Raw genomic sequence first — 19,358 nt, 5'->3', positions numbered from 1 at the left:
CGCTCCCATGTTGAACGACCTTTACGATCCGGCCACCGCGATTCGCGTTTCGGGCCACGAGACCTTCTCGCTCCGGCTTCTCTGGCTGAAGAAGGCGTTCGACCATGCATCCGGCCCGGACGGAGTCGATCGTAGAACATTTCAGGAACAGAGTGCAATCGCTACCTTCGGCGTCGGCAAGAATATGGCGCTCTCGATGCGTCATTGGGCGTTGGCAACGAAGATCCTGGCCGACGGACCCACCCATCTTCATGCCACCCCCCTCGGGCGGCTGATCTTCGCGGACGGCACCGGGCTCGACCCCTATCTCGAGCATCCATCCACCCTGTGGTTGATGCATGCCCACCTCGTGAGTGAGCCGCACGCGGCAACGACGTTCTATTACGCCTTCAACCTGCTCAATCAGATTGCCTTTACCCGAGACGATCTCGTGAAAGCCATGGCGGCCATCGTTGAAGCGCGCGCAACCGCGAGAGCAACCGCCGAGACCCTCAAGCGCGACGTGGAAGTGTTCGTGCGCAGCTACGCGCCCCGTCACTCAGACGCAGGGGAAGACGCGGCAGAACCGCTGCTCGTCGAACTCGGCCTGCTGCGCGAGCAGCGCTCGACCGGGCAGCTCGAATTCGTCCGCGGGCAGAAGCCCTCCCTGGAAGACAGCATATTTGCGCTCGTGCTGAAGCAGTTCTGGGAGCGTCATCACTCGCTGTCCCCCACCCTCTCGGTGGAGCAGGTGCAGTATGACCCCGGCTCCCCCGGGCGTGTCTTCAAGCTGGACGAGGATAGCCTGGTCGCACGCCTGATGAGCATCGGGGACGCCACCGGCGGGAAAATGGTGTGGACCGATACGGCGGGCCTCCGTCAGGTCGCTCTGGCTGGCCGTCTCGAGGAAATCGACGAGATCGACCTCGTCAAAGCCGGTTACCGTGGGCGGAGAGCGGCATGACCAAGCTCGCCGACATCGTAAAGGTCGAACGCCGGTTCGCGCTGTCCGCTCGGATCGACACCGATCTCAACGGAACGCCGCCGCTCACCGGGTACGTGTTGCAGGCGAGCGTCCGCAAGTCGCTGGTGGCCATGCTGGCGGGGATCGCCGAAGGGTCGCAGTTCGCGTTCACTTGGACCGGCCCGTACGGCGGCGGTAAATCTTGTGCGGCGCTGCTTGTTGCCAATCTGGTCGCCGGCAACAAGAAGCAGCGCGCTCTCGCCGAAGGGATAGTTGGGCAAGATTTGGCGGAGCAGTTTTCCTCCGCGTTTCCTGGGCGAGGCCGCTCGTGGGATGTGCTTGCACTGACCGGCCGGCGCACGAGCCTGGCGGGCGCCTTGGCGGACGCGGCCGCAGAGCAATTTGAATGGGCTCAGGCGACGCGGGATGCAGCGGGCGACGAACGAGCACTTATCGACCAATTGGAAGTGCGTGCTCGTCAAAAGGGAGGATTGCTGATCGTCATCGACGAGCTCGGCAAGTTCCTCGAGCATGCGACGAGTTCTGCCGGCGACGTGCATATTTTGCAGGATCTCGCCGAGCGAGCAGCACGCTCTGACGGTCGGCTGGTGGTTGTCGGCATCCTGCATCAGTCGTTTGAGCAGTATGCCAACCGGCTGAGCCGGACTGGTCGGAACGAATGGGCAAAAGTTCAGGGTCGGTACCAGAACGTGCCCTTCGTCGCGCAGGCCGACGAGGTCGCGGCGCTCATCGCTCGCGCCATTGGCGGCGACCAAGCTCCGGCAAGCGCCAAAGCGATCGCTGGCCTCACCGCGGCAGCGATTTCGCATCGTCGGCCGGTCGATGTCGCGGCGTTGACGGAAATCCTCACCCAAACATGGCCATTGCACCCGGTCTCGGCGCTGTTGCTGGGGCCGGTATCTCGGCAGCGGTTCGCACAAAATGAGCGGAGCGTTTTCGGTTTTCTGTCATCCTCGGAACCGAACGGATTTCAGGCCCACTTGGCGCGGAACGATGTCGACGGAAACGCCTGGTATGGACCGGATCAGCTTTGGGACTACCTGGTCGCCAATTTCGGCAGCGCCCTTTCCGTTGGTCCTGAAAGCAATCGGATGACGCTGGCCATGGAGGCCGTGGAGAAAGCTGCACTGTACGGCCCGCTAGTTGCCAAGCTTGCCAAGGCTGCAGCAGTCATCGAGCTGTTCAGGAACGGCTCTGGACTGGCTGTTGCCGACGACATCCTCTCTCTTTGCGCACCAGAAGCAACAAAGGCCGACGTAACGGCGGCCATAGACGAACTGGTCAACCGGGCGATCCTCATTCGGCAGCCGCGGCTTGGTGGATATGCCCTTTTTGCCGGCAGCGATTTCGATCTCGACGAGGCCATCTCCAAGGTCGCGCTGAAACTCGACGCCGATGTCCTGGCAGATTTGCCGTCACGGCTCGGCGTGGGACCGATCGCGGCGAAGAGCCACTACTTCGCGACCGGTGCATTGCGCACATTCGATGTCGTCATTCAGTTTGCCGACGAGAGCCCACAAAGTCCCGCTGCGTGGGCTAAAAGGACCGCCGCCTCGTTGGCCAAGACGAAGCGGCGGTCGGCTGGTCTTCTTGTTATGCTGTTGCCCGATGCGCGAAGCTTTGAAGCGCCGGTCAAGGTCGCTGCCAAACAGCTCAGCATCGAATTGGAAAACCTGGGCGTCTTGGCCGGCGTGGCCGCCAGCGAGCAGGTCTATCTGCTAAGGGATCATGCGAGCGACCTCTATGCCTTGGATCGCATCGAAGAGACGCATCCGCAGCTCGAGGGTGATCGGATTGCCCGCCGAGAATTGTCGGCCCGCAAATCGTTGATCGCTGAAGTCGTTCGCAGCGACTTGCTGAAGGCCTTCACTTCGGCCCGCTGGTGGGCATTCGGTGACAGCGCAAAGGATGCAGCCGGCAAGAAACTCGATGGTAGGGAACTGACCGTCTTGGCGTCGGCCCTGGCAACGGCTGCTTTCAGCAGCGCACCCGTCATCCAATCGGAACTGCTCTATCGTGATAAGCCCTCGACTGCTGCAATGGCAGGCCTGAGGACCTTGATGCATGCCATGGTTTCGAAGTCGGATGTTGCAGACCTCGGGATCGAGAACTTCCCGGTCGAGCGCGGGCTCTATCTGACGATTGTTCGGCCGTTGGGGCTGCATCGGCAGGACGATAAGGGCGTGTGGCGCTTCGCCGATCCCGCCGATGGCGGGGCGGGCAAGACACTGAGGCCTGCCTGGACGGTGCTGGGTGAGAAGCGGGTCAACCTGGCCGAACTCTTCGACACCTGGGCCGCTCGACCATATGGCATAAAGCGCGGCGTTATGCCGGTGCTGGTATTGTCCTATCTGCTGGCGCACAGAAATGCGGTCGCGGTCTATGTCGACGGCGTTTTCCAGCCCGCCATCGACGATATCGTAGCCGACCGGATTCTGCAGGACCCTGCAGCCATCGAGTTCCGCCGAATTTCGCGCTCCAAGCGGGATGACGCGTTCGTCCAGCAGCTCGCCGCACTTCTTTCGACCGGGGCAAGCCCCGTTGAAGCGAAGGCCCTTCCGGTCGCATCGGCGCTCTATCAGCGCTTTCATGCTCTTCCGCTTTGGGCGCAGCGCACTCAGACGCTGGCCGAAAAAGTTCGTAAGGTTAGGGACATTGTGTTGAAAGCCAGCGACCCTGAAGCGCTGCTGTTTTCGGACCTCGCGTCGGCCCTTGAGGGAGAGCCCGATCCGGGGGTCACCGTGGTGGCCGCCCTGAACAAGGCCGAACACGCCTATCCAAAAATGCTGGAGACACTCCGCACGAGCCTGGCCGAGCATCTTGGGGTCGACCCGAAGACATTTGAGGGAATAGGGCCACGGTCTTCTACCGCCTCGGGCGTGTCGGCCGAGTTGCGCGTCGATGCCTTCATCATGCGTGCCGGCGCTTTCGAGGGAAATGGCGGCGACATTGAAGGATTGGCCAGTCTGCTCGTTCATAAGCCGCCGCGTAACTGGTCCGACCGCGAGCAAGAACAGGCCATGTTCGAAATGGCCAAACTCTGCCTGCGCTTTCGCGAGGCAGAGACATTTGCCGCTGTTCGCGACCGCTCGCCAACCTCCCAGGCTATTTCGGTCATGGTCGGGTTGGACCCGAAGGAAAAGCCTCTCTTTCACGCTTTCCAGGTGTCAGAGCAGGAGCTTGCGGCTGCAGACATGGCGGCAGACGACCTGATGGCGCAGCTTCGCCAAAGGGGCATGAGGCCGGCCGTGGAGCTTGCCGCTCTCGCGCGCATCGTAGAACGCCTTTCCGAAGGCAAGGGATTGGAACCAGCATGACGACTGCGGTGCGTGAGCGTCATATCCTTGGGATATCGGGGGGTCGCGATAGCGCGGCCCTTGCCGTCCATATGCGGCAGACCCGGCCAGAGCTCGATCTCGAATACTTCTTCACCGACACCGGAAAGGAGCTGGCCGAGGTCTACTCATTCCTCGACAAACTCGAGGGGTTCTTAGGCAAGCCCATTACACGGCTCAATCCAGATCGGGATTTCGACTTCTGGCTCAAAGAATACAATCACTTCCTGCCCTCACCGAAAACCCGATGGTGCACACGGCAGCTAAAGCTCCGTCCGCTCGAGCACTGGCTGCGTGGGGACCTAGATGCCGGGGTTGTCGTGCATTCCTACGTGGCAATTCGGGCCGATGAACCCAGTCGCGAAGGCTATCAGGCGACCCATGGCAACATGCAGGTGCACTTCCCTCTGCGAGAGGACGGCATCAGTCGCGCCGGCGTGATTGAAACGCTCGAGAGCGCAGGCTTGGGTGAACCCGAGTACTATCGGTGGCGGACCCGTTCGGGCTGCACATTCTGCTTTTTCCAGCAAAAGATCGAGTGGGTGCGCTTGATGCGGGAGCACCCGGAAGCGTTTGACGAGGCCAAGGGATATGAGAAGACCGCCCGCGATCACGGCTCACCCTTCACCTGGAGCCAGGGAGAGGGGCTAGACGAGCTCAGCGCCCCGGCACGGGTGGACGAGATAGAGCGCGAGTTCGAACAACGCCGGGCCAGACTTATAGCCCGGCGCCGTGTGAACCCGCTCGCCGGCAATGTTGTGCCTACGATCGACGACGTCTACGGAATCGACGAGGCCGCGGCAGGTTGTGTCATCTGTCATAAGTGAGCAGTTGACCTAGGAGCAGCCTGACCAAAGGGGGTGTCAGGCATCGCTGGTACACGCCGACTATCCACGAGTGTCCCGGCTGACGGCCTGCAAAGCTCATTCTGCTCGTCGAACTAGATCAGCGAATCTTTCGGCGATGTATGGTCGAGCTCTGAGCCGCGCCTCCAAATGGCTCGGTTCCCAAAGGTCCACCCAATGGCCTTTCTGCGCCAGCCCCTCGCAGTAGTTGAACAGATCGTTCGACCACCCGGGATGCGCAAGAAGACATGGATTTGGAGGGACGGCGATGTGCTGCTTTTCGCAAGCGAACTAGCAGCCGTCTCGCGGCCTCAACCTGGTGCCTCTCAACACAAACGGGAAAAACGTCGATTGACGACCATCTTTTCCCCGACGACCGAAACGGACCCACATCGCAGTGCTCAGCGCGACGCTATCCGTGGCGCGCATTTGTGCAAGTGCAAAGTTGCTCTTTCAGACATATATAAATTAGATGTTGCTTTTATGCAACTACATTTAGCCTTTTACTTGGACAAATTGAACGTTTGCACATTTATAGATAGTAGTTTCGACATAAACTTTGTCGACGGCATTTAACAGCGCATACATGCTTCACTGTTGCCGAATTGTGTTGGTCAGGTGCGCGGCACGCCCCGACCCGCATCTGATTGAGCGACGGATGCTGCAAATGAACGTTGGAGGCGAATAGCGTTTCCTTGAGTTGGCAAAGAACAGCATCCGACCAAGGCTTGGTCACGCACAATCTGAGCATCCGCGCCGCCCAAGTACAGCCTGGCGAGACATCGTATAGGCGGAACGCGGCCGTAGGCATCCCTCACATCGCCTCCACGCACATGGCGACGCCCATGCCGCCGCCGATGCATAGGGTGGCAAGACCTTTCTTCGCACTTCCGCGGCGCATCTCGAAGACCAGCGTGTTGAAGACGCGGGCGCCGGACGCGCCGATCGGGTGGCCGATGGCGATGGCGCCGCCATTGACGTTGACGATCGAGGGATCCCAGCCCATGTCCTTGTTGACGGCGCAGGCTTGCGCTGCAAAGGCTTCGTTGGCCTCGATCAGGTCGAGATCGCCGACCGACCAGCCGGCCTTTTCCAAGGCCTTGCGCGAGGCGGGAATAGGTCCGGTGCCCATGATCTGCGGATCGACGCCGGCGGTTGCCCAGGACACGATGCGTGCCAGCGGGGTGATGCCGCGCCTTGCGGCTTCCGCTTCGCTCATCAGCAGCGCGCCGGCGGCACCGTCATTGATGCCGGAGGCGTTGGCGGCGGTCACCGTGCCATCCTTGTCGAAAGCCGGCTTCAGCTTGGTCATGGAGTCGAGCGTGGCGCCGTGGCGGATGTATTCGTCCTGGTCGACGATGGTATCGCCCTTCCTGCCCTTGATGGTGACGGCGACGATCTCGTCCTTGAACTTGCCGGCCTTCTGCGCGGCCTCGGCCTTGTTTTGCGAGGCGAGCGCGAACTGGTCCTGGTCTTCGCGGGTGATCTGGAACTGACGCGCGACGTTTTCGGCGGTGTTGCCCATGTGATAGCCGTTGAAGGCGTCCCACAGCCCGTCCTTGATCATGGTGTCGATCAGCTTGAAGTCGCCCATCTTGACGCCGGCGCGCAGGTGCTGGGCATGCGTCGAAAGCGACATCGATTCCTGGCCGCCGGCGATGATCACCTTGGCGTCGCCGGCGGCGATCTGCTGCATGCCGAGCGCAATGGCACGCAGGCCCGAGCCGCAAACCTGATTGAGGCCCCAGGCTGTGGTTTCCTTGGGCAGGCCGGCATTGATCGATGCCTGGCGGGCCGGGTTCTGGCCTTGCGCGGCGGTCAGCACCTGGCCGAGGATGACCTCGTCGACCTCGCCTGGTTCGACACCGGCGCGCGACAGCAATTCCCTGATGACGACGGCGCCGAGTTCATGCGCAGGGGTGGCGGCGAAGGCGCCGTTGAAGGAGCCGACCGGCGTGCGCGCCGCACTGGCAATGACGATGGAAGCGGACATTTTCTTCTCCAGACTTCAAGGGTGTTGCTCTGTCGTTGGGGACTTTTCTTGCCCTTTCCCAACCCCAAGTCAAACCGGAAATGGGCATGGCGCCCATGCGCCGCAAGCAGGTCGCGCCCTGCCGTGGCGACCGTTCGTCCATTGCTGCGCAGCATATTTTGCCTGCTATGCAGCATTTAGTGATCCCGCACTGCACAAACTGCTTGGAATTGTGAAGCTTTTGCGCATATCCTCAAAAAAAAGGCACAATCGTTATCGGCGGCTTGCTCAGAGGCGCGCCGGTGTCCCCGGGAGGATGTAGATGGCCGCTAAAGACGATCCGATCATCATCAAGAAATACGCCAATCGCCGCCTCTACAACACCGGCACCAGCACCTATGTGACGCTCGAGGACCTCGCCGAGATGGTCAAGAAGGGCGAGGAGTTCACCGTCCAGGACGCCAAGACCGGCGACGACATCACGCATCCGGTGCTGACACAGATCATCTTCGAACTGGAGAACAAGGACGGGCAAAACATGCTGCCGATCCCGTTCCTGCGCCAGCTGATCGCCTATTATGGCGACCAGATGCAGATGATCGTGCCGAGCTTCCTCGAACAGTCGATGCTTGCCTTTTCCAAGGAGCAGGAGCGCTTTCGCGAGCAGATGAAGGGGGCGATCGGCAAGTCGCCGCTCGACATGATGAAGATCACCACGCCGATCAAGGCGCTGGAGGAACAGACACGCCGCAACATGGAAATGTTCCAGAATGCGATGCGGCTGTTCACGCCGTTCCCGCCCGCCGGCACCGCGCCAACCGCCGCGCCATCGCCCGAGCCGGCCAGGAAGGAAACGTCAGAAAAACCCGACGATCTTCAGGAACTGAAGGACCAGATCGCGGCCATGCAGCGCAAGCTCGACACGATGTCCTGAGCGCTTGGCGCTCTTGCAACCCTACACCAGCACGCCCTCATAGCGGCCGCGCGGCCTGATGACACTTCCGCTTGTGATCTGTTCGACCGTGTGCTCGGCCCAGCCGACGCTGCGTGCGAGCGCAAACAGGCGAAACGGCGCATCGCGCGGCAAGCCGAGGCTGCGCGTCAGCGCTGCCAGCCCAAAGTCGATATTGGGAAGCGCGCCGGTCGCCGCAAGGGCAGCATCGCGCAGCGACGATAGTGTGCCGTCAACCTCGATCACCGACAGAAGCGCCGCCCCTCGGGGATCGCCGTCAGGATAGAGCTGATGACCGAACCCCGGCAATGGCCGGTCGTGGCTGAGCCAGCGCCGGATCGTCGCATCGGCGCCATGTCGGGCCGCATCGTCGGCCAGTTGCATCACCGCCTCGCCGGCGCCGCCATGGCGAGGACCGGACAGCGTCGCGAGCCCGGCCAGCAGGCAAGCGGCCAGCGGCGCGCCGGTCGAGGCTGCGACGCGCGCGGCGAAGGTCGACGCATTCAGTTCATGATCGGCAAGCAGGACAAGCGCGCGGCGGATCGCATTGGCGCCGCCGGTCTCCACCGACCAGGCCTGCGCCAGCCGCTGATGGACGGGATCTGGTCCTGCCGGTGCGCCCAGCGCGGCGGCCAGCACGCCGACAGCGTGCGCGGCATCGGCATGCAGCGAGGCCCGGTTACGCCCAAGCGACGGGCGCCCTTGGCCGGCAAGCACGGCAAGTTGCGCAAAAGCCGAGGCCCGGCCGGCTTGATGGGGCACATCCGGCGACGGTGCTTCGAAAGCCACCGGTTCCGGCCGAGCCCAGAGAATGGCGGCGGCTTCTTCCAGTGTGGCGTGCCCGGAGAGCACTGCGGCGTCCTGCCCGCGATAGATAAGCCGACCGTGCGAGACGGTCGAAATCGCCGTTGCGATCGAGGGCTCACCCCACGCGATGGCGCTTTCGGCGATGACTGACGGGCTGCGGCCGCGCGCCCGGCGGGTCGCCAGTGCGGCGATATCGTCGGCGCGGTACTGGCTGCGGCGCGGATCGGCGCGGTCGGGCCGCATGCCGATGCGCCCACGGCTGACATAGGCGTACAGCGTCTGCGCCCGCACCTTGAGGCGCTCAAGCGCCTCTTCCCGGGACAACCACTCGGACATATCGAGCCCTGATATTGATTCTATTGATCAAGATTGATGGAAACGTTGCCCATCTCTATCTCCGATCCGGAAATGCTTCAAGGAGACAGGCTATGGCGAATGGGCTCGATGATGTGGTGGCGGCGGAAACCGTGCTTTCCGATGTGGATGGTCTTGGTGGCCGTCTGACGATCCGAGGTCATTCGCTGCCGGAGCTGGCCGGCCGCTTGAACTATGCCCAGGTGATGCGGCTGCTGCTCGACGGCTTCTTCGACGACCTTCCCGATGAGGCGCAACTGACGCGGGCACTGGGCCAGGCACGCGCTGAGGTGTTCGAACGGCTCTTGCCCTCGCTGCCCCTGATGGCGTCGCTCGATGTTTACAGCGCCATGCGCGCCGGCATGGCGCTGCTGCCGGACGGCGAGACCTTGACCGATGCCTTGCTGCTCATCGCAGCGCCCGCCGTGCTGACGCCGGCCCTGCTGCGCCTGCAGCGCGGCGAGCAGCCGATCGCGCCGGACAGCCGCGCCGATCATGCCGCCGACATGCTGAGGATGCTGAGCGGCAGCGTCGCCTCGACGGCGCTGGCGAAGGCGCTCGATACCTATCTCGTGACCGTCTGCGATCATGGCCTCAATGCGTCGACCTTTGCGACGCGCGTGGTGGCCTCGACGCAGGCCGGCCTGACATCCTCCGTGCTGGCCGGACTCGGCGCGCTCAAGGGGCCGCTGCATGGCGGCGCGCCTGGCCCTGTCATCGAGATGCTGGATGCGATCAAGGCGCATGGCGATGCCGCCGGCTGGCTGCGCGACGAGATCGCGCACGGCAGGCGCATCATGGGGTTCGGACATCGCGTCTACCGCGTGCGTGATCCGCGCGCCGATGTGCTGAAGGCCGTCGTGCGGCAACTCGGCGGCGAGGGCGAAACCGGCCGCCGGCTGGCATTCGCGGAGACAGTGGAACAGGTAGCGCTCGACGTGCTGCGGATCGCCAAGCCGTCGCGCTCGCTGCAGACCAATGTCGAGTTCTACACCGCGCTGCTGTTGGAGGCGGCGGGTTTTCCGCCACAAACCTTCAGCAATGTCTTTGCCGCCGGGCGCGTCGCCGGCTGGATCGCGCATGCGCGTGAACAGCAGACGACCGGGCGGCTAATCCGCCCGCAGTCGCGTTATGTCGGGCCGGTGCCGGACCTGGTTGCCTGAGGTCTTTTGGCGCCTGGCGAGCGACCGGCGATCCAAACGATATCCTCCTGGTGAGCGGCCGTGTGGCCGCTCATGACGAAAATTTCATCTCCTCAAAAATTCTGGCCGCTGTTATTGCGTCGCATTGAGCATATATGCTGCAGTGCAACATAAGCTCGCTCTTGCCGCAACCAGAGGACTCCGCCCTTGGCCGCCAGAAAAACCGCAGTCATCACCGGCTCCACATCGGGCATTGGCCTGGCCATCGCCCAGGCGTTGGCGGCCGAAGGCCATAATGTCGTCGTCAACTCTTTCTCCGACACGGCCGCCGACCACGCCATCACTGATGCGATCGCCAAACACCACGGGGTGAAAACCGCCTACATCAAGGCCGACATGTCGAAGCCGGCCGAATGCCGGGCGCTGATCGCCAAGGCGGCTGAGACATTCGGATCGGTCGATATCCTCATCAACAATGCCGGCATCCAGCATGTCGCGCCGGTTGAGGACTTTCCGATCGAGAAATGGGACGCCATCATCGCCATCAACCTGTCGTCGGCGTTCCACACCATTGCAGCCGCGATCCCGCTGATGAAGGAGGCCGGCGGTGGCCGGATCGTCAACATCGCCTCGGCGCACGGCCTGGTCGCGTCGCCGTTCAAATCGGCCTATGTCTCAGCCAAGCACGGCATCATGGGATTGACCAAAACGGTCGCACTCGAACTGGCGCGCGAAAAAATCACCTGCAACGCCATCTGCCCGGGCTATGTCCTGACGCCGCTGGTCGAGGCGCAGATCCCCGACCAAATGAAAGCCCATCAGATGGATCGCGAGACCGTCATCCGTGAGGTCATGCTGGACAAGCAGCCGACCAAGGAATTCGTCACGGTGGAGCAGATCGCGGCAGCGGCGGTGTTCCTGTGCTCGGACGCGGCAGCGCAGATCAACGGCACGCATCTCTCGGTCGATGGCGGCTGGACCGCCGCGTGAGGCGCAAAATCTTCTCATCTATCCAAAACGAACCAAGGACGACGCCATGACCAAAAACGGCAAGGCGGAGGAGACAAAGAAGAAGATCAACATCGCGCTTCAGGGCGGCGGCTCGCACGGGGCCTTTTCCTGGGGTGTGCTCGACCGCCTGCTGGAGGACGGACGGCTGGAGATATCAGCAGTGTCCGGCACCAGCGCCGGCGCCATGAACGCGGTGGCGCTGGCCGACGGATATGTGCGCGGAGGTGTCGAGGGAGCGCGGCAGAAACTTGACGATTTCTGGCGCGCGGTGGCGGCCAAGGGCCGGTTCAGCCCGGTACACCGCATGCCGTGGGATGTCGCCTGGGGCAACTGGTCGATCGAGAATACGCCTGGCTATGTCTTCTTCGACACCATGTCGCGGGTGTTCTCGCCCTATGTCGCCAATCCGCTCGGCTTCAACCCGCTGCGCGACGTGGTTCAGCAGGAGATCGATTTCGACAATGTCCGCGCCTGCAAGTCGATGGAACTGTTCATCTCGGCGACCAATGTCGAGACCGGACAGTTGCGCGTCTTTTCCGATGGCGAGATCGACCTCGACACGGTGATGGCCTCGGCCTGCCTGCCGCAACTGTTCCGTGCTGTCGAGATCAAGGGGGTGCCCTATTGGGATGGCGGCTATGGCGGCAACCCGGCGCTTTATCCGTTCTTCAAGACGGCTGCGACCGAGGACGTGCTTCTGGTGCAGATCAATCCGGTGGTGCGGGAGGGAACACCAAGAAGCGCCAACGAGATCCAGAACCGCATCGACGAGATCGCCTTCAACGCCGGGTTGCTGCGCGAATTCCGCTCGATCGCCTTCGTCAAGGAACTGATCGCCGCCGGCCGTCTGCCGCATGGCGAGTATCGCGACATCCGCATGCACCGCATCGATGCCGACGAGGCGTTCAAGGACCTGTCGGCGTCCTCGAAGGTCAACGCCGAATGGGCGTTTCTGACCTACCTGCGTGATCTCGGCCGCACCGCCGCCAGCGACTGGCTGGAAGAGAATTACGAGGCCGTCGGCAAGCGACCTACGCTCGATCTCTCCGGCGAACTCGATGACGGCTTCAAGCCGGTGCGCGGTCCGGCACCTGGCCGGCGGGTCAAGGAATTTCTTGCGGCGCGCAAGAACCCGGAGGCAGAGCGCCGGCGCGCCTGAGCGACCAATCAATGTGCATCGATTGGTCCGCAATCATGCCTTCAAGGTCAGGTCGATCACCCTGATCAGGGCAGCGGCCGCCTGCCGCTGTCCCTCCGGATCTCTGATCCGCGCCTTCATGCCTTCCAGCCCGTCGAGCAGCATGTCGGCAAGCAGTTGCGCCGACAGGCCTCTGGCCGCCAGGTCGACGCCGTTCCTGGCTGCCTCGCGCTCGATCGCGGCGCCGATGTGTTGGCCAAGCCCGCCGCGCCAGCAGCCTACCAGATCGCCAAGGCTCGATTTCATGTCCAGCAATTCGGCGCCGTGCGGCGAAGCAACGACCGCGCCCATCATCGAGATGAATGCCTCGTCGATGGCCCGCATCATGCGCTCGGTGAAAGGGCCATCGCCGGATAGGGCAATCTTTGCCGCCTCGACCGAGCGTGACAGGATCATCATGGCGATGGCGCGGAAAATGTCGGTCTTGTTCTTGAACAGGAGATAGAGCGCCGGGCGCGACATGTCTGCGGCGCGGGCGATATCGTCCATGGTGGTGCGCGAGAAACCATAGGCCAAAAACACCTTCATCGCGCCATCCAGGATACGGACGCGTTTGGGGTCTGTGGCGGTGATGTCTTCGATCTGGTTCATGGAGCAATTCTATCCTGCAAAATCCTATTTGACAAAATGACGAAATTTGTCAATCTGTATTAGGTGAAATGGCCGAGAGGACGCTTCGCCCTTGGCAGCGGACGACAACAAAGGGTATCCCCATGCGCCTTACCGTCGACGGGCAGTCATTCGATATCGATGCCGATCCGGACATGCCGCTGTTGTGGGCGCTGCGCGATCTCATTGGCAAGACCGGGCCGAAATTCGGCTGCGGCATCGCCGCCTGCGGCGCCTGCACGGTGCATGTGGACGGTCAGCCGGTGCGTTCCTGCTCACTCCCGGTTGGGCAGGTCAGCGGCGCCGTCACCACCATTGAAGGCATCGGGACAGCAGGCGGACTGCATCCGGTGCAGCAGGCATGGCTGGAGGAACAAGTCGCGCAATGCGGCTACTGCCAGGCCGGCCAGATCATGAGCGCGGTGGCGCTGCTCGATGAAGTCGCCGACCCAAGCGATGCCGACATCGACAATGCCATGGGCGGCAATCTCTGCCGCTGCGGCACCTATCCCAAAATCCGCTCGGCCATCAAGAAGGCCGCGGCGCTCAAGACGGCGGGTCTCTGACCATGGCCAGTGTCGGAAAGATCGCCCGCCGCACGTTTCTGATCGGCGCTGCCGCTGTCGCGGGCGGCGTTGCCGTCGGCTATTACTACTATCGCAAGCCTTTTCCGAACCCGCTCGAGGCCGAACTCGGCAAGGGCGAGGCGACGTTCAACCCCTATGTGAAGATCGGCGCCGACAACACCATCACCATCGTCGCGCCGCGCGCCGAGATGGGGCAAGGCATCTCGACGACGCTGGCGGCCATGGTCGCAGAGGAACTCGACGTCGGGCTCGACCGGGTTAAGGTCGAGCATGGACCAGCATCCCATGCCTACTACAACGCCGCGATCCTTCAAGAGGGCGGTCCGTTCGCCTTCTTCGACGAGAGCATGACGGCGCAAGCGGTGCGCTCGGGTCTCGGCGTGGTTGGCAAGTTCCTTGCCCTGCAGGGCACCGGCGGTTCGGCTTCGACACGCGATGGTTTTGACAAGATGCGGCAAGCGGGTGCCGCTGCCCGGCAGATGCTGATCGCGGCTGCGGCGCAAGAACTGGGTGTTGCCGCAGCCGATCTGGAAACGGCCGACGGTTCGATCCTGCACAAGGCGTCGGGCAAGTCGCTGACCTATGGCGCGGTCGCCGCGGCTGCCGCCGCGATGGCGCCGCCGGACGAAGTCAGGCTCAAGGACAAAGCCGACTGGAAGCTGCTGGGAAAGCCGCAAAAGCGCATCGACATGCTGGCCAAGGTCACCGGGGCGCCGATCTTCGGCATCGATGTCAGGCTGCCGGACATGCTCTACGGCACGGTCAAGATGAGCCCGCGCTTCTGGGCCAAGCCGGTCAAGGCGGACCTTTCCAGGGCCGAAAAAATGCCCGGCGTGATCAAGATCGTGCCGCTTGAGACGAATTATGGCCATGGCTTCGGCATCATCGCCGACAACACATGGGCGGCATTCAAGGCGGCCGAGGCGATCGACGCCCAGTGGTTCGATCCCGAATACCCGCTCGGCAGCGCTGCCATTTCAGATGTGCTGAAGCAGGCGCTTGCCACCAAGGGGTCGGTGATGCGCGACAATGGCGACGTCGATACCGCTTTTGCCGACGCGCCGCGCGAAAGGATCGTCGAGGCAGACTATGCCGTGCCCTATCTGGCGCATGCGACGATGGAGCCGATGAACGCCACGGCACAGTTCAAGGACGGTGCGCTCGACATCTGGTGCGGCAACCAGGCGCCGACCCTGGTGCGGCAGCTTTGCGCCAACGCGGTCGGCATCGAGCAGGGTAAGGTCAATGTGCACACCACCTTCATGGGCGGCGGTTTCGGCCGGCGCGTCGAGACGGATTACGCGCTGTGTGCCGCGTTGATGGCGAAAGAGACGGGCGGGCGTCCGATCAAGGTAACCTGGACGCGCGAGGAAGACATGCGCCACGACGCCTACCGGCCGGCTGCTATCGGCAAGTTCCAGGCGCGGCTTGGCGACGATGGCATGCCGGTGGCCGTCGACATGAAGATGGCCTCACCATCGGTGATTGCCGGCATGCTGCGCCGGCTGTTCCCTTCGATATCGCCGCTCGGTCCCGACAAGACCATCGTCGATGGCGCTTACGACCAACCCTACTCCATCCCGAATTACCGGGTCAGCGGTGTCGCGGCGCCGGTCTCCATCCCCGTCGGCTCCTGGCGCTCGGTCGGCAGCTCGGTCAACGGTTTCTTCCACGAGGGTTTCATGGACGAGATCGCCATTGCCGGAAAAATCGATCAGGTCGAGATGCGCAAGAGACTGATGGCCGCTTATCCCTCGGCGGTGAAGGTGGTGGAGAAAGTCGCCGCGATGGCGAAATGGGGCGAGGCGCTGCCCGCCGGCAAGGCCAGGGGCATGGCCTTCACGCTGTCCTTCGGCAGCTGGGTCGGCGAGATCGTCCAGGTGGCGGACACGCCGGCCGGCATCCGCATCGAGAAGGTGTGGATCGCCGCCGATGTCGGCACCGCGCTCGACCCCGGCATCATCGAGGCGCAGCTGATCTCGGCGGCCATCTACGGTCTTTCGGCGGCGATGGGGCAGGAAATCACCTTCGCCGACGGCATGGTCGAACAGTCGAACTTCCACGATTTCGACGCCATGCGGATCTTCCAGTGCCCGGTATTCGAAGTGGCCATCCTGGAAAACTTCCACAGGATGGGCGGCGTCGGCGAGGTCGGCACACCGCCGGCGGCTCCGGCGCTCGCCAACGCCATCTTCGCGCTCACCGGAAAGCGCATCCGCACGCTGCCGCTGTCGAAAACGGTGGCCTTCGCATGAAGAAGCTCGTCATCATGCTGACGCCTGCTGCCATGCTTGTGCTCGCAGCATCGTTTGCGATCGCGCAAGAGAGCCAGACGCCGGCGCCGGTGGCAGTCGACACAGCAAAAGCCCTGTCCGAATGGGACAAGGTCTATGCGGTGTTCTCGCATCCGCGCTGCGCTGACTGTCATGTCGCGGACGAGCGACCGCGCTGGTCGGGTGCGCATTACGGCGGCACGCGCGTGCACGCCTTCAATGTCCAGCGCGGTGCTGACGGGTCGGGCTTCGGCAGTCCGGGCCTGCGTTGCATGACTTGCCATTTCTCCAGCAATTCCAGGGCATTGCACGGGCCGCCCGGGGCCGAGAACTGGCATCTGGCGCCAGCCGAGATGGCCTGGTTCGGCAAGTCCTCGGCCGAAATCTGCGCCCAGATCAAGGATCCCTTGCGCAATGGCAACCGCAGCTTGAAGGACATCGCGGTGCATGTTCGCGACGACAGACTGGTCGCCTGGGGCTGGGCGCCGGGATCGGGTCGTGAACCGGCTCCGGGCTCCGCCGAAGCGACCTATCAAGCGATCGAAAACTGGGCGGCGGCGGGCGCATCTTGCCCGGTGGCGCAATGATCTTGCAACTTTCAGACTATATTGCGGTGCAACTTTGATGTAGAAGCGCGCTTCGCCGATCACGGCAAATTGAACACGGCCCGGCGCGCACCCATATCGGCGACGCGCCCGCGTTATGAGGACGCTGGCCGAACCCGCAGTGGAAAAAACGACGATGAGAATCAGGTTTCACAAGCTTGCAGCCGTTGTTGTGCTCATTGGTTTCGCGGCATGGATGGCGACAGGCGAGTTTTCGTCAGTCGGCAGCGTAGCCGCCAACAAAGCCAAGGCAGCCGAAGCCGAACAGGCCAAGGCGCCCGATGCGGCGAAGCCGAAGCCGGCGGAAGCCGAGCCGAAGGCACCGCTGCGCACGGTCGCTGTGGTGACGCCGCCACGCAAGACCTATGCACGTGCCATCCGCATTTCCGGGCTGACCGAAGCCGACAAGCGGGCGGTGCTGGCGACGCGCGTCGCCGGTGTCATCGACAAGCTGCCTGTCAAGCAAGGCGATCACGTCAAGACGGGGGATCTGGTGCTGATGCTTGCGGCGGAAGAAAAGATCTCGATGGTCGACAACGCCAAGCAATTGGTGGTGCAGCGTCAGGCCGAGCTGGACGCAGCCTTGCGGCTGATGAAATCAGGCAATCTGCCGAAGCTGCAGCTCGACACCGCACGCTCGAACCTGACCTCGGCGCAGTCGCAACTGGAAACGGCACAGGCCGAACTCGACCGCAACGAGGTGAAGGCGCCTTTCGACGGCGTTATCGACCGGGTGCCGGTGGAACTTGGCAGCTCCATCATGCAAGGCGGCGAGGTGGCGACCATCCTCAAGCTCGATCCGGTGATTGCCCGCGGCGAAGTCAGCGAGCGCGATCTCGGCTACCTCAAGCTCGGCGACAAGGCCACCATACGGCTGGTCAGCGGCCAGACCGTCCAAGGCACCGTGCGCTACATCAGCCGCGACGCCTCGTCGGCGACCCGCACCTTCCGCGTCGAGGTTGCCGTCCCCAATGCCGACGGCTCGGTGCCGGCCGGCATGACGGCGGAAATCTCGCTCAACGCACAGCCCACCGACGCGGTGCTGCTGCCGCGCTCGGTCGTGACGCTCGGCGACAAGGGCGACCTCGGCATCCGTGCCGTGGGCAAGGACAACAAGGTAGCGTTCTTCCCCATCGACCTCGTCGATGACACGCCGACCGGCCTCGTCCTCGGCGGCATCCCGGCCGACGCCCGCATCATCGTCGCCGGCCAGGAACTGGTGAAGGAAGGCGATCTGGTCAATCCGGTCGAGGCCGACCAAGCGATCATCAAGAAGCTGCTCGGCGAAGCGACGGCCGGCACGCAGTAGGAAGAGATCGCGACGGCCTAGCCCTGGGCGGGGACAATCGGCTGCGACGCAGCTCGTGGAAATTCAAGAACAGGCGTTAGCCATGGATATCGTCAGACTCGCAATCAACAATGCCCGCCTGACCATTTCGGTCCTCGTCTTCCTTCTGCTGGCGGGCTGGGTCGCCTATCAGGCGACGCCAAAGGAAGCGGAGCCCGACGTTCCGATTCCGATGATGTATGTCAGCCTGATCTACCAGGGCATTTCGCCCGAGGATTCGGAGCGGCTTCTGCTGCGGCCGATGGAAAGCAAGCTGAAAAGCCTGAAGGGCCTCAAGGAGATGCGTTCGGCCGCCTTCCAGGGCGGCGGCTACGTGCTGGTCGAATTCCAGCCGCAGACCAATCTGGCCACTGCGCTGCAGGACACGCGCAGCAAGGTGCAGGACGCCAAGGCCGACCTGCCGCAGGCGGCGGAAGAACCCGTCGTCACCGAAGTCAACATTTCCGAATTTCCCGTGCTCGTCGTCACGCTCTCGGGAAATCTGCCCGAACGCGTGCTGACCGCCGCCGCGCGTGAACTGCGCGACCGCATCGAGGAGGTTCCCGGTGTTCTCGAGGGCTCGCTGCAGGGTGCGCGCGACGATCTCGTCGAGGTCGTCATCGATCCGATGAAGCTGTCTTCCTATGGGCTGCAACTCGATCAACTGATCGGTGCGGTCGGCAACTCCAACAGCCTGGTCGCCGCCGGCAATATTGAAGGCTCGGAGGGCAAATACGCCGTCAAGGTACCGTCGCTGATCGAAACGCCGGAGGATGTCGCCGCACTGCCGGTGGTCGCCGGCCCCAATGCCGTGGTGCAGGCCAAGGACATCGCGACGATCCGTTCGACCTTCAAGGATGCCGAGACGGTGACCCGTCTCAATGGCAAGCCGGCCATCGCCATCGAAGTCAAGAAGCGCATCGGCTCCAACCTGATCGACACCATCGCCAAGGTGCGAACGGTGTCCGACGAGTTCGTCAAGTCGATGCCCGAGGGCATGAACGTCACCTACACGCAGGACAAGGCGGTCTTCGTCAACCAGCTGCTCGGCGACCTGCAGAACCATGTGATGATCGCCGTCATCCTGGTGTTCATCGTCATCCTCTACGCGCTGTCCGGCCGCGCCTCGCTGCTCATCGGGCTTGCGATTCCGTCGTCCTTCCTGATCGGCATCCTGCTGCTGGCGATGATGGGCTACACGATCAACATGATCGTGCTGTTCAGCCTGATCCTGGCCGTCGGCATGCTGGTCGACGATGCCATCATCGTCACCGAGTTCGCCGAACGGCGGATGAGCGAGGGCATGCCGAAGGAGGAAGCCTTCGCGCTCGCCGCCAAGCGCATGGCCGGTCCGGTCATCGCCGCGACGATGACGCG

General features: G+C 63.0%; 15 protein-coding genes. 12 read left to right on the top strand and 3 right to left on the bottom strand.

Features of this window, described 5'->3' with window-relative positions; all coding sequences use genetic code 11:
* Positions 1–7: 7 nt before the first annotated feature.
* The 3 genes from EOB59_RS04660 to EOB59_RS04650 are packed head-to-tail and all read left to right on the top strand — an operon-like array spanning position 8 to position 5,126.
* Positions 8–943: a DUF4007 family protein gene (locus EOB59_RS04660; protein WP_128287772.1), complete on the top strand. Its 936-nt coding sequence runs from the start codon at positions 8–10 to the stop codon at positions 941–943.
* Entirely contained in the window at positions 940–4,281 is a 3,342-nt protein-coding gene (locus EOB59_RS04655; protein ID WP_128287771.1) for an ATP-binding protein, read from the top strand. Before EOB59_RS04660 ends, EOB59_RS04655 begins: the two co-directional genes overlap by 4 nt.
* Complete coding sequence (locus tag EOB59_RS04650; RefSeq protein WP_206622028.1) at positions 4,278–5,126, top strand: phosphoadenosine phosphosulfate reductase family protein; 849 nt, start codon at positions 4,278–4,280, stop codon at positions 5,124–5,126. The genes EOB59_RS04655 and EOB59_RS04650 overlap by 4 nt, the downstream gene beginning before the upstream one ends.
* A gap of 832 nt (positions 5,127–5,958) precedes the next feature.
* Here the strand turns inward: EOB59_RS04650 and EOB59_RS04645 are convergent.
* Positions 5,959–7,137: an acetyl-CoA C-acetyltransferase gene (locus tag EOB59_RS04645; protein ID WP_128287770.1), complete on the bottom strand. Its 1,179-nt coding sequence runs from the start codon at positions 7,135–7,137 to the stop codon at positions 5,959–5,961.
* A gap of 301 nt (positions 7,138–7,438) precedes the next feature.
* Between EOB59_RS04645 and phaR the strand changes: the two genes are divergently transcribed.
* Positions 7,439–8,050, top strand: coding sequence for a polyhydroxyalkanoate synthesis repressor PhaR (gene phaR, locus EOB59_RS04640; protein WP_128287769.1), 612 nt, complete (start codon positions 7,439–7,441; stop codon positions 8,048–8,050).
* Between the two features lie 21 nt (positions 8,051–8,071).
* Here phaR and EOB59_RS04635 read toward each other — a convergent pair whose 3' ends face one another.
* Positions 8,072–9,211 (bottom strand): citrate synthase, encoded by a 1,140-nt coding sequence (locus tag EOB59_RS04635; protein WP_128287768.1) that lies wholly within the window; start codon positions 9,209–9,211, stop codon positions 8,072–8,074.
* Between the two features lie 92 nt (positions 9,212–9,303).
* Here EOB59_RS04635 and EOB59_RS04630 point away from each other — a divergent pair, with 92 nt between their 5' ends.
* The 3 genes from EOB59_RS04630 to EOB59_RS04620 all read left to right on the top strand — a co-directional run bounded on the left by EOB59_RS04630 (position 9,304) and on the right by EOB59_RS04620 (position 12,541).
* The gene (locus EOB59_RS04630; protein ID WP_128287767.1) at positions 9,304–10,392 is read left to right on the top strand and encodes a citrate synthase/methylcitrate synthase; all 1,089 of its coding nucleotides are present in this window, start codon (positions 9,304–9,306) and stop codon (positions 10,390–10,392) included.
* A 186-nt stretch (positions 10,393–10,578) separates the two neighbouring features.
* A complete protein-coding gene (locus EOB59_RS04625) occupies positions 10,579–11,361 on the top strand; it encodes a 3-hydroxybutyrate dehydrogenase (RefSeq protein ID WP_127809045.1) in 783 nt (260 codons plus the stop codon).
* Positions 11,362–11,407: 46 nt separating this feature from the next.
* Positions 11,408–12,541, top strand: coding sequence for a patatin-like phospholipase family protein (locus EOB59_RS04620; protein ID WP_127270167.1), 1,134 nt, complete (start codon positions 11,408–11,410; stop codon positions 12,539–12,541).
* A gap of 33 nt (positions 12,542–12,574) precedes the next feature.
* Here the strand turns inward: EOB59_RS04620 and EOB59_RS04615 are convergent, their stop codons facing one another.
* Positions 12,575–13,171: a TetR/AcrR family transcriptional regulator gene (locus EOB59_RS04615; protein ID WP_127322484.1), complete on the bottom strand. Its 597-nt coding sequence runs from the start codon at positions 13,169–13,171 to the stop codon at positions 12,575–12,577.
* Between the two features lie 122 nt (positions 13,172–13,293).
* Between EOB59_RS04615 and EOB59_RS04610 the strand changes: the two genes are divergently transcribed.
* The 5 genes from EOB59_RS04610 to EOB59_RS35955 all read left to right on the top strand — a co-directional run.
* Positions 13,294–13,755 (top strand): (2Fe-2S)-binding protein, encoded by a 462-nt coding sequence (locus tag EOB59_RS04610; protein WP_013529191.1) that lies wholly within the window; start codon positions 13,294–13,296, stop codon positions 13,753–13,755.
* A 2-nt stretch (positions 13,756–13,757) separates the two neighbouring features.
* Entirely contained in the window at positions 13,758–16,031 is a 2,274-nt protein-coding gene (locus EOB59_RS04605; protein WP_128287766.1) for a xanthine dehydrogenase family protein molybdopterin-binding subunit, read from the top strand.
* Positions 16,028–16,636 (top strand): hypothetical protein, encoded by a 609-nt coding sequence (locus EOB59_RS04600; protein WP_127323174.1) that lies wholly within the window; start codon positions 16,028–16,030, stop codon positions 16,634–16,636. The genes EOB59_RS04605 and EOB59_RS04600 overlap by 4 nt, the downstream gene beginning before the upstream one ends.
* 154 nt (positions 16,637–16,790) lie before the next feature.
* The gene (locus EOB59_RS04595) at positions 16,791–17,963 is read left to right on the top strand and encodes an efflux RND transporter periplasmic adaptor subunit (RefSeq protein WP_128287765.1); all 1,173 of its coding nucleotides are present in this window, start codon (positions 16,791–16,793) and stop codon (positions 17,961–17,963) included.
* Positions 17,964–18,045: 82 nt separating this feature from the next.
* Positions 18,046–19,358, top strand: a 1,313-nt coding sequence (locus tag EOB59_RS35955) for an efflux RND transporter permease subunit (protein ID WP_245486527.1), incomplete at its 3' end; no start/stop codon positions are given.

Source organism: Mesorhizobium sp. M7A.F.Ca.MR.176.00.0.0, assembly GCF_004023165.1.
GTDB lineage: Bacteria > Pseudomonadota > Alphaproteobacteria > Rhizobiales > Rhizobiaceae > Mesorhizobium.
Note: the sequence above shows the minus strand (reverse complement) of the source record. Positions and strands in the feature narration are given on the sequence as shown.

Coding starts and splice junctions, on each gene's coding strand:
- EOB59_RS04660 (WP_128287772.1), top strand. CDS start 8: ATGTTGAACGACCTTTACGATCCGGCCACCGCGATTCGCGTTTCGGGC.
- EOB59_RS04655 (WP_128287771.1), top strand. CDS start 940: ATGACCAAGCTCGCCGACATCGTAAAGGTCGAACGCCGGTTCGCGCTG.
- EOB59_RS04650 (WP_206622028.1), top strand. CDS start 4,278: ATGACGACTGCGGTGCGTGAGCGTCATATCCTTGGGATATCGGGGGGT.
- EOB59_RS04645 (WP_128287770.1), bottom strand. CDS start 7,137: ATGTCCGCTTCCATCGTCATTGCCAGTGCGGCGCGCACGCCGGTCGGC.
- phaR (WP_128287769.1), top strand. CDS start 7,439: ATGGCCGCTAAAGACGATCCGATCATCATCAAGAAATACGCCAATCGC.
- EOB59_RS04635 (WP_128287768.1), bottom strand. CDS start 9,211: ATGTCCGAGTGGTTGTCCCGGGAAGAGGCGCTTGAGCGCCTCAAGGTG.
- EOB59_RS04630 (WP_128287767.1), top strand. CDS start 9,304: ATGGCGAATGGGCTCGATGATGTGGTGGCGGCGGAAACCGTGCTTTCC.
- EOB59_RS04620 (WP_127270167.1), top strand. CDS start 11,408: ATGACCAAAAACGGCAAGGCGGAGGAGACAAAGAAGAAGATCAACATC.
- EOB59_RS04615 (WP_127322484.1), bottom strand. CDS start 13,171: ATGAACCAGATCGAAGACATCACCGCCACAGACCCCAAACGCGTCCGT.
- EOB59_RS04610 (WP_013529191.1), top strand. CDS start 13,294: ATGCGCCTTACCGTCGACGGGCAGTCATTCGATATCGATGCCGATCCG.
- EOB59_RS04605 (WP_128287766.1), top strand. CDS start 13,758: ATGGCCAGTGTCGGAAAGATCGCCCGCCGCACGTTTCTGATCGGCGCT.
- EOB59_RS04600 (WP_127323174.1), top strand. CDS start 16,028: ATGAAGAAGCTCGTCATCATGCTGACGCCTGCTGCCATGCTTGTGCTC.
- EOB59_RS04595 (WP_128287765.1), top strand. CDS start 16,791: ATGAGAATCAGGTTTCACAAGCTTGCAGCCGTTGTTGTGCTCATTGGT.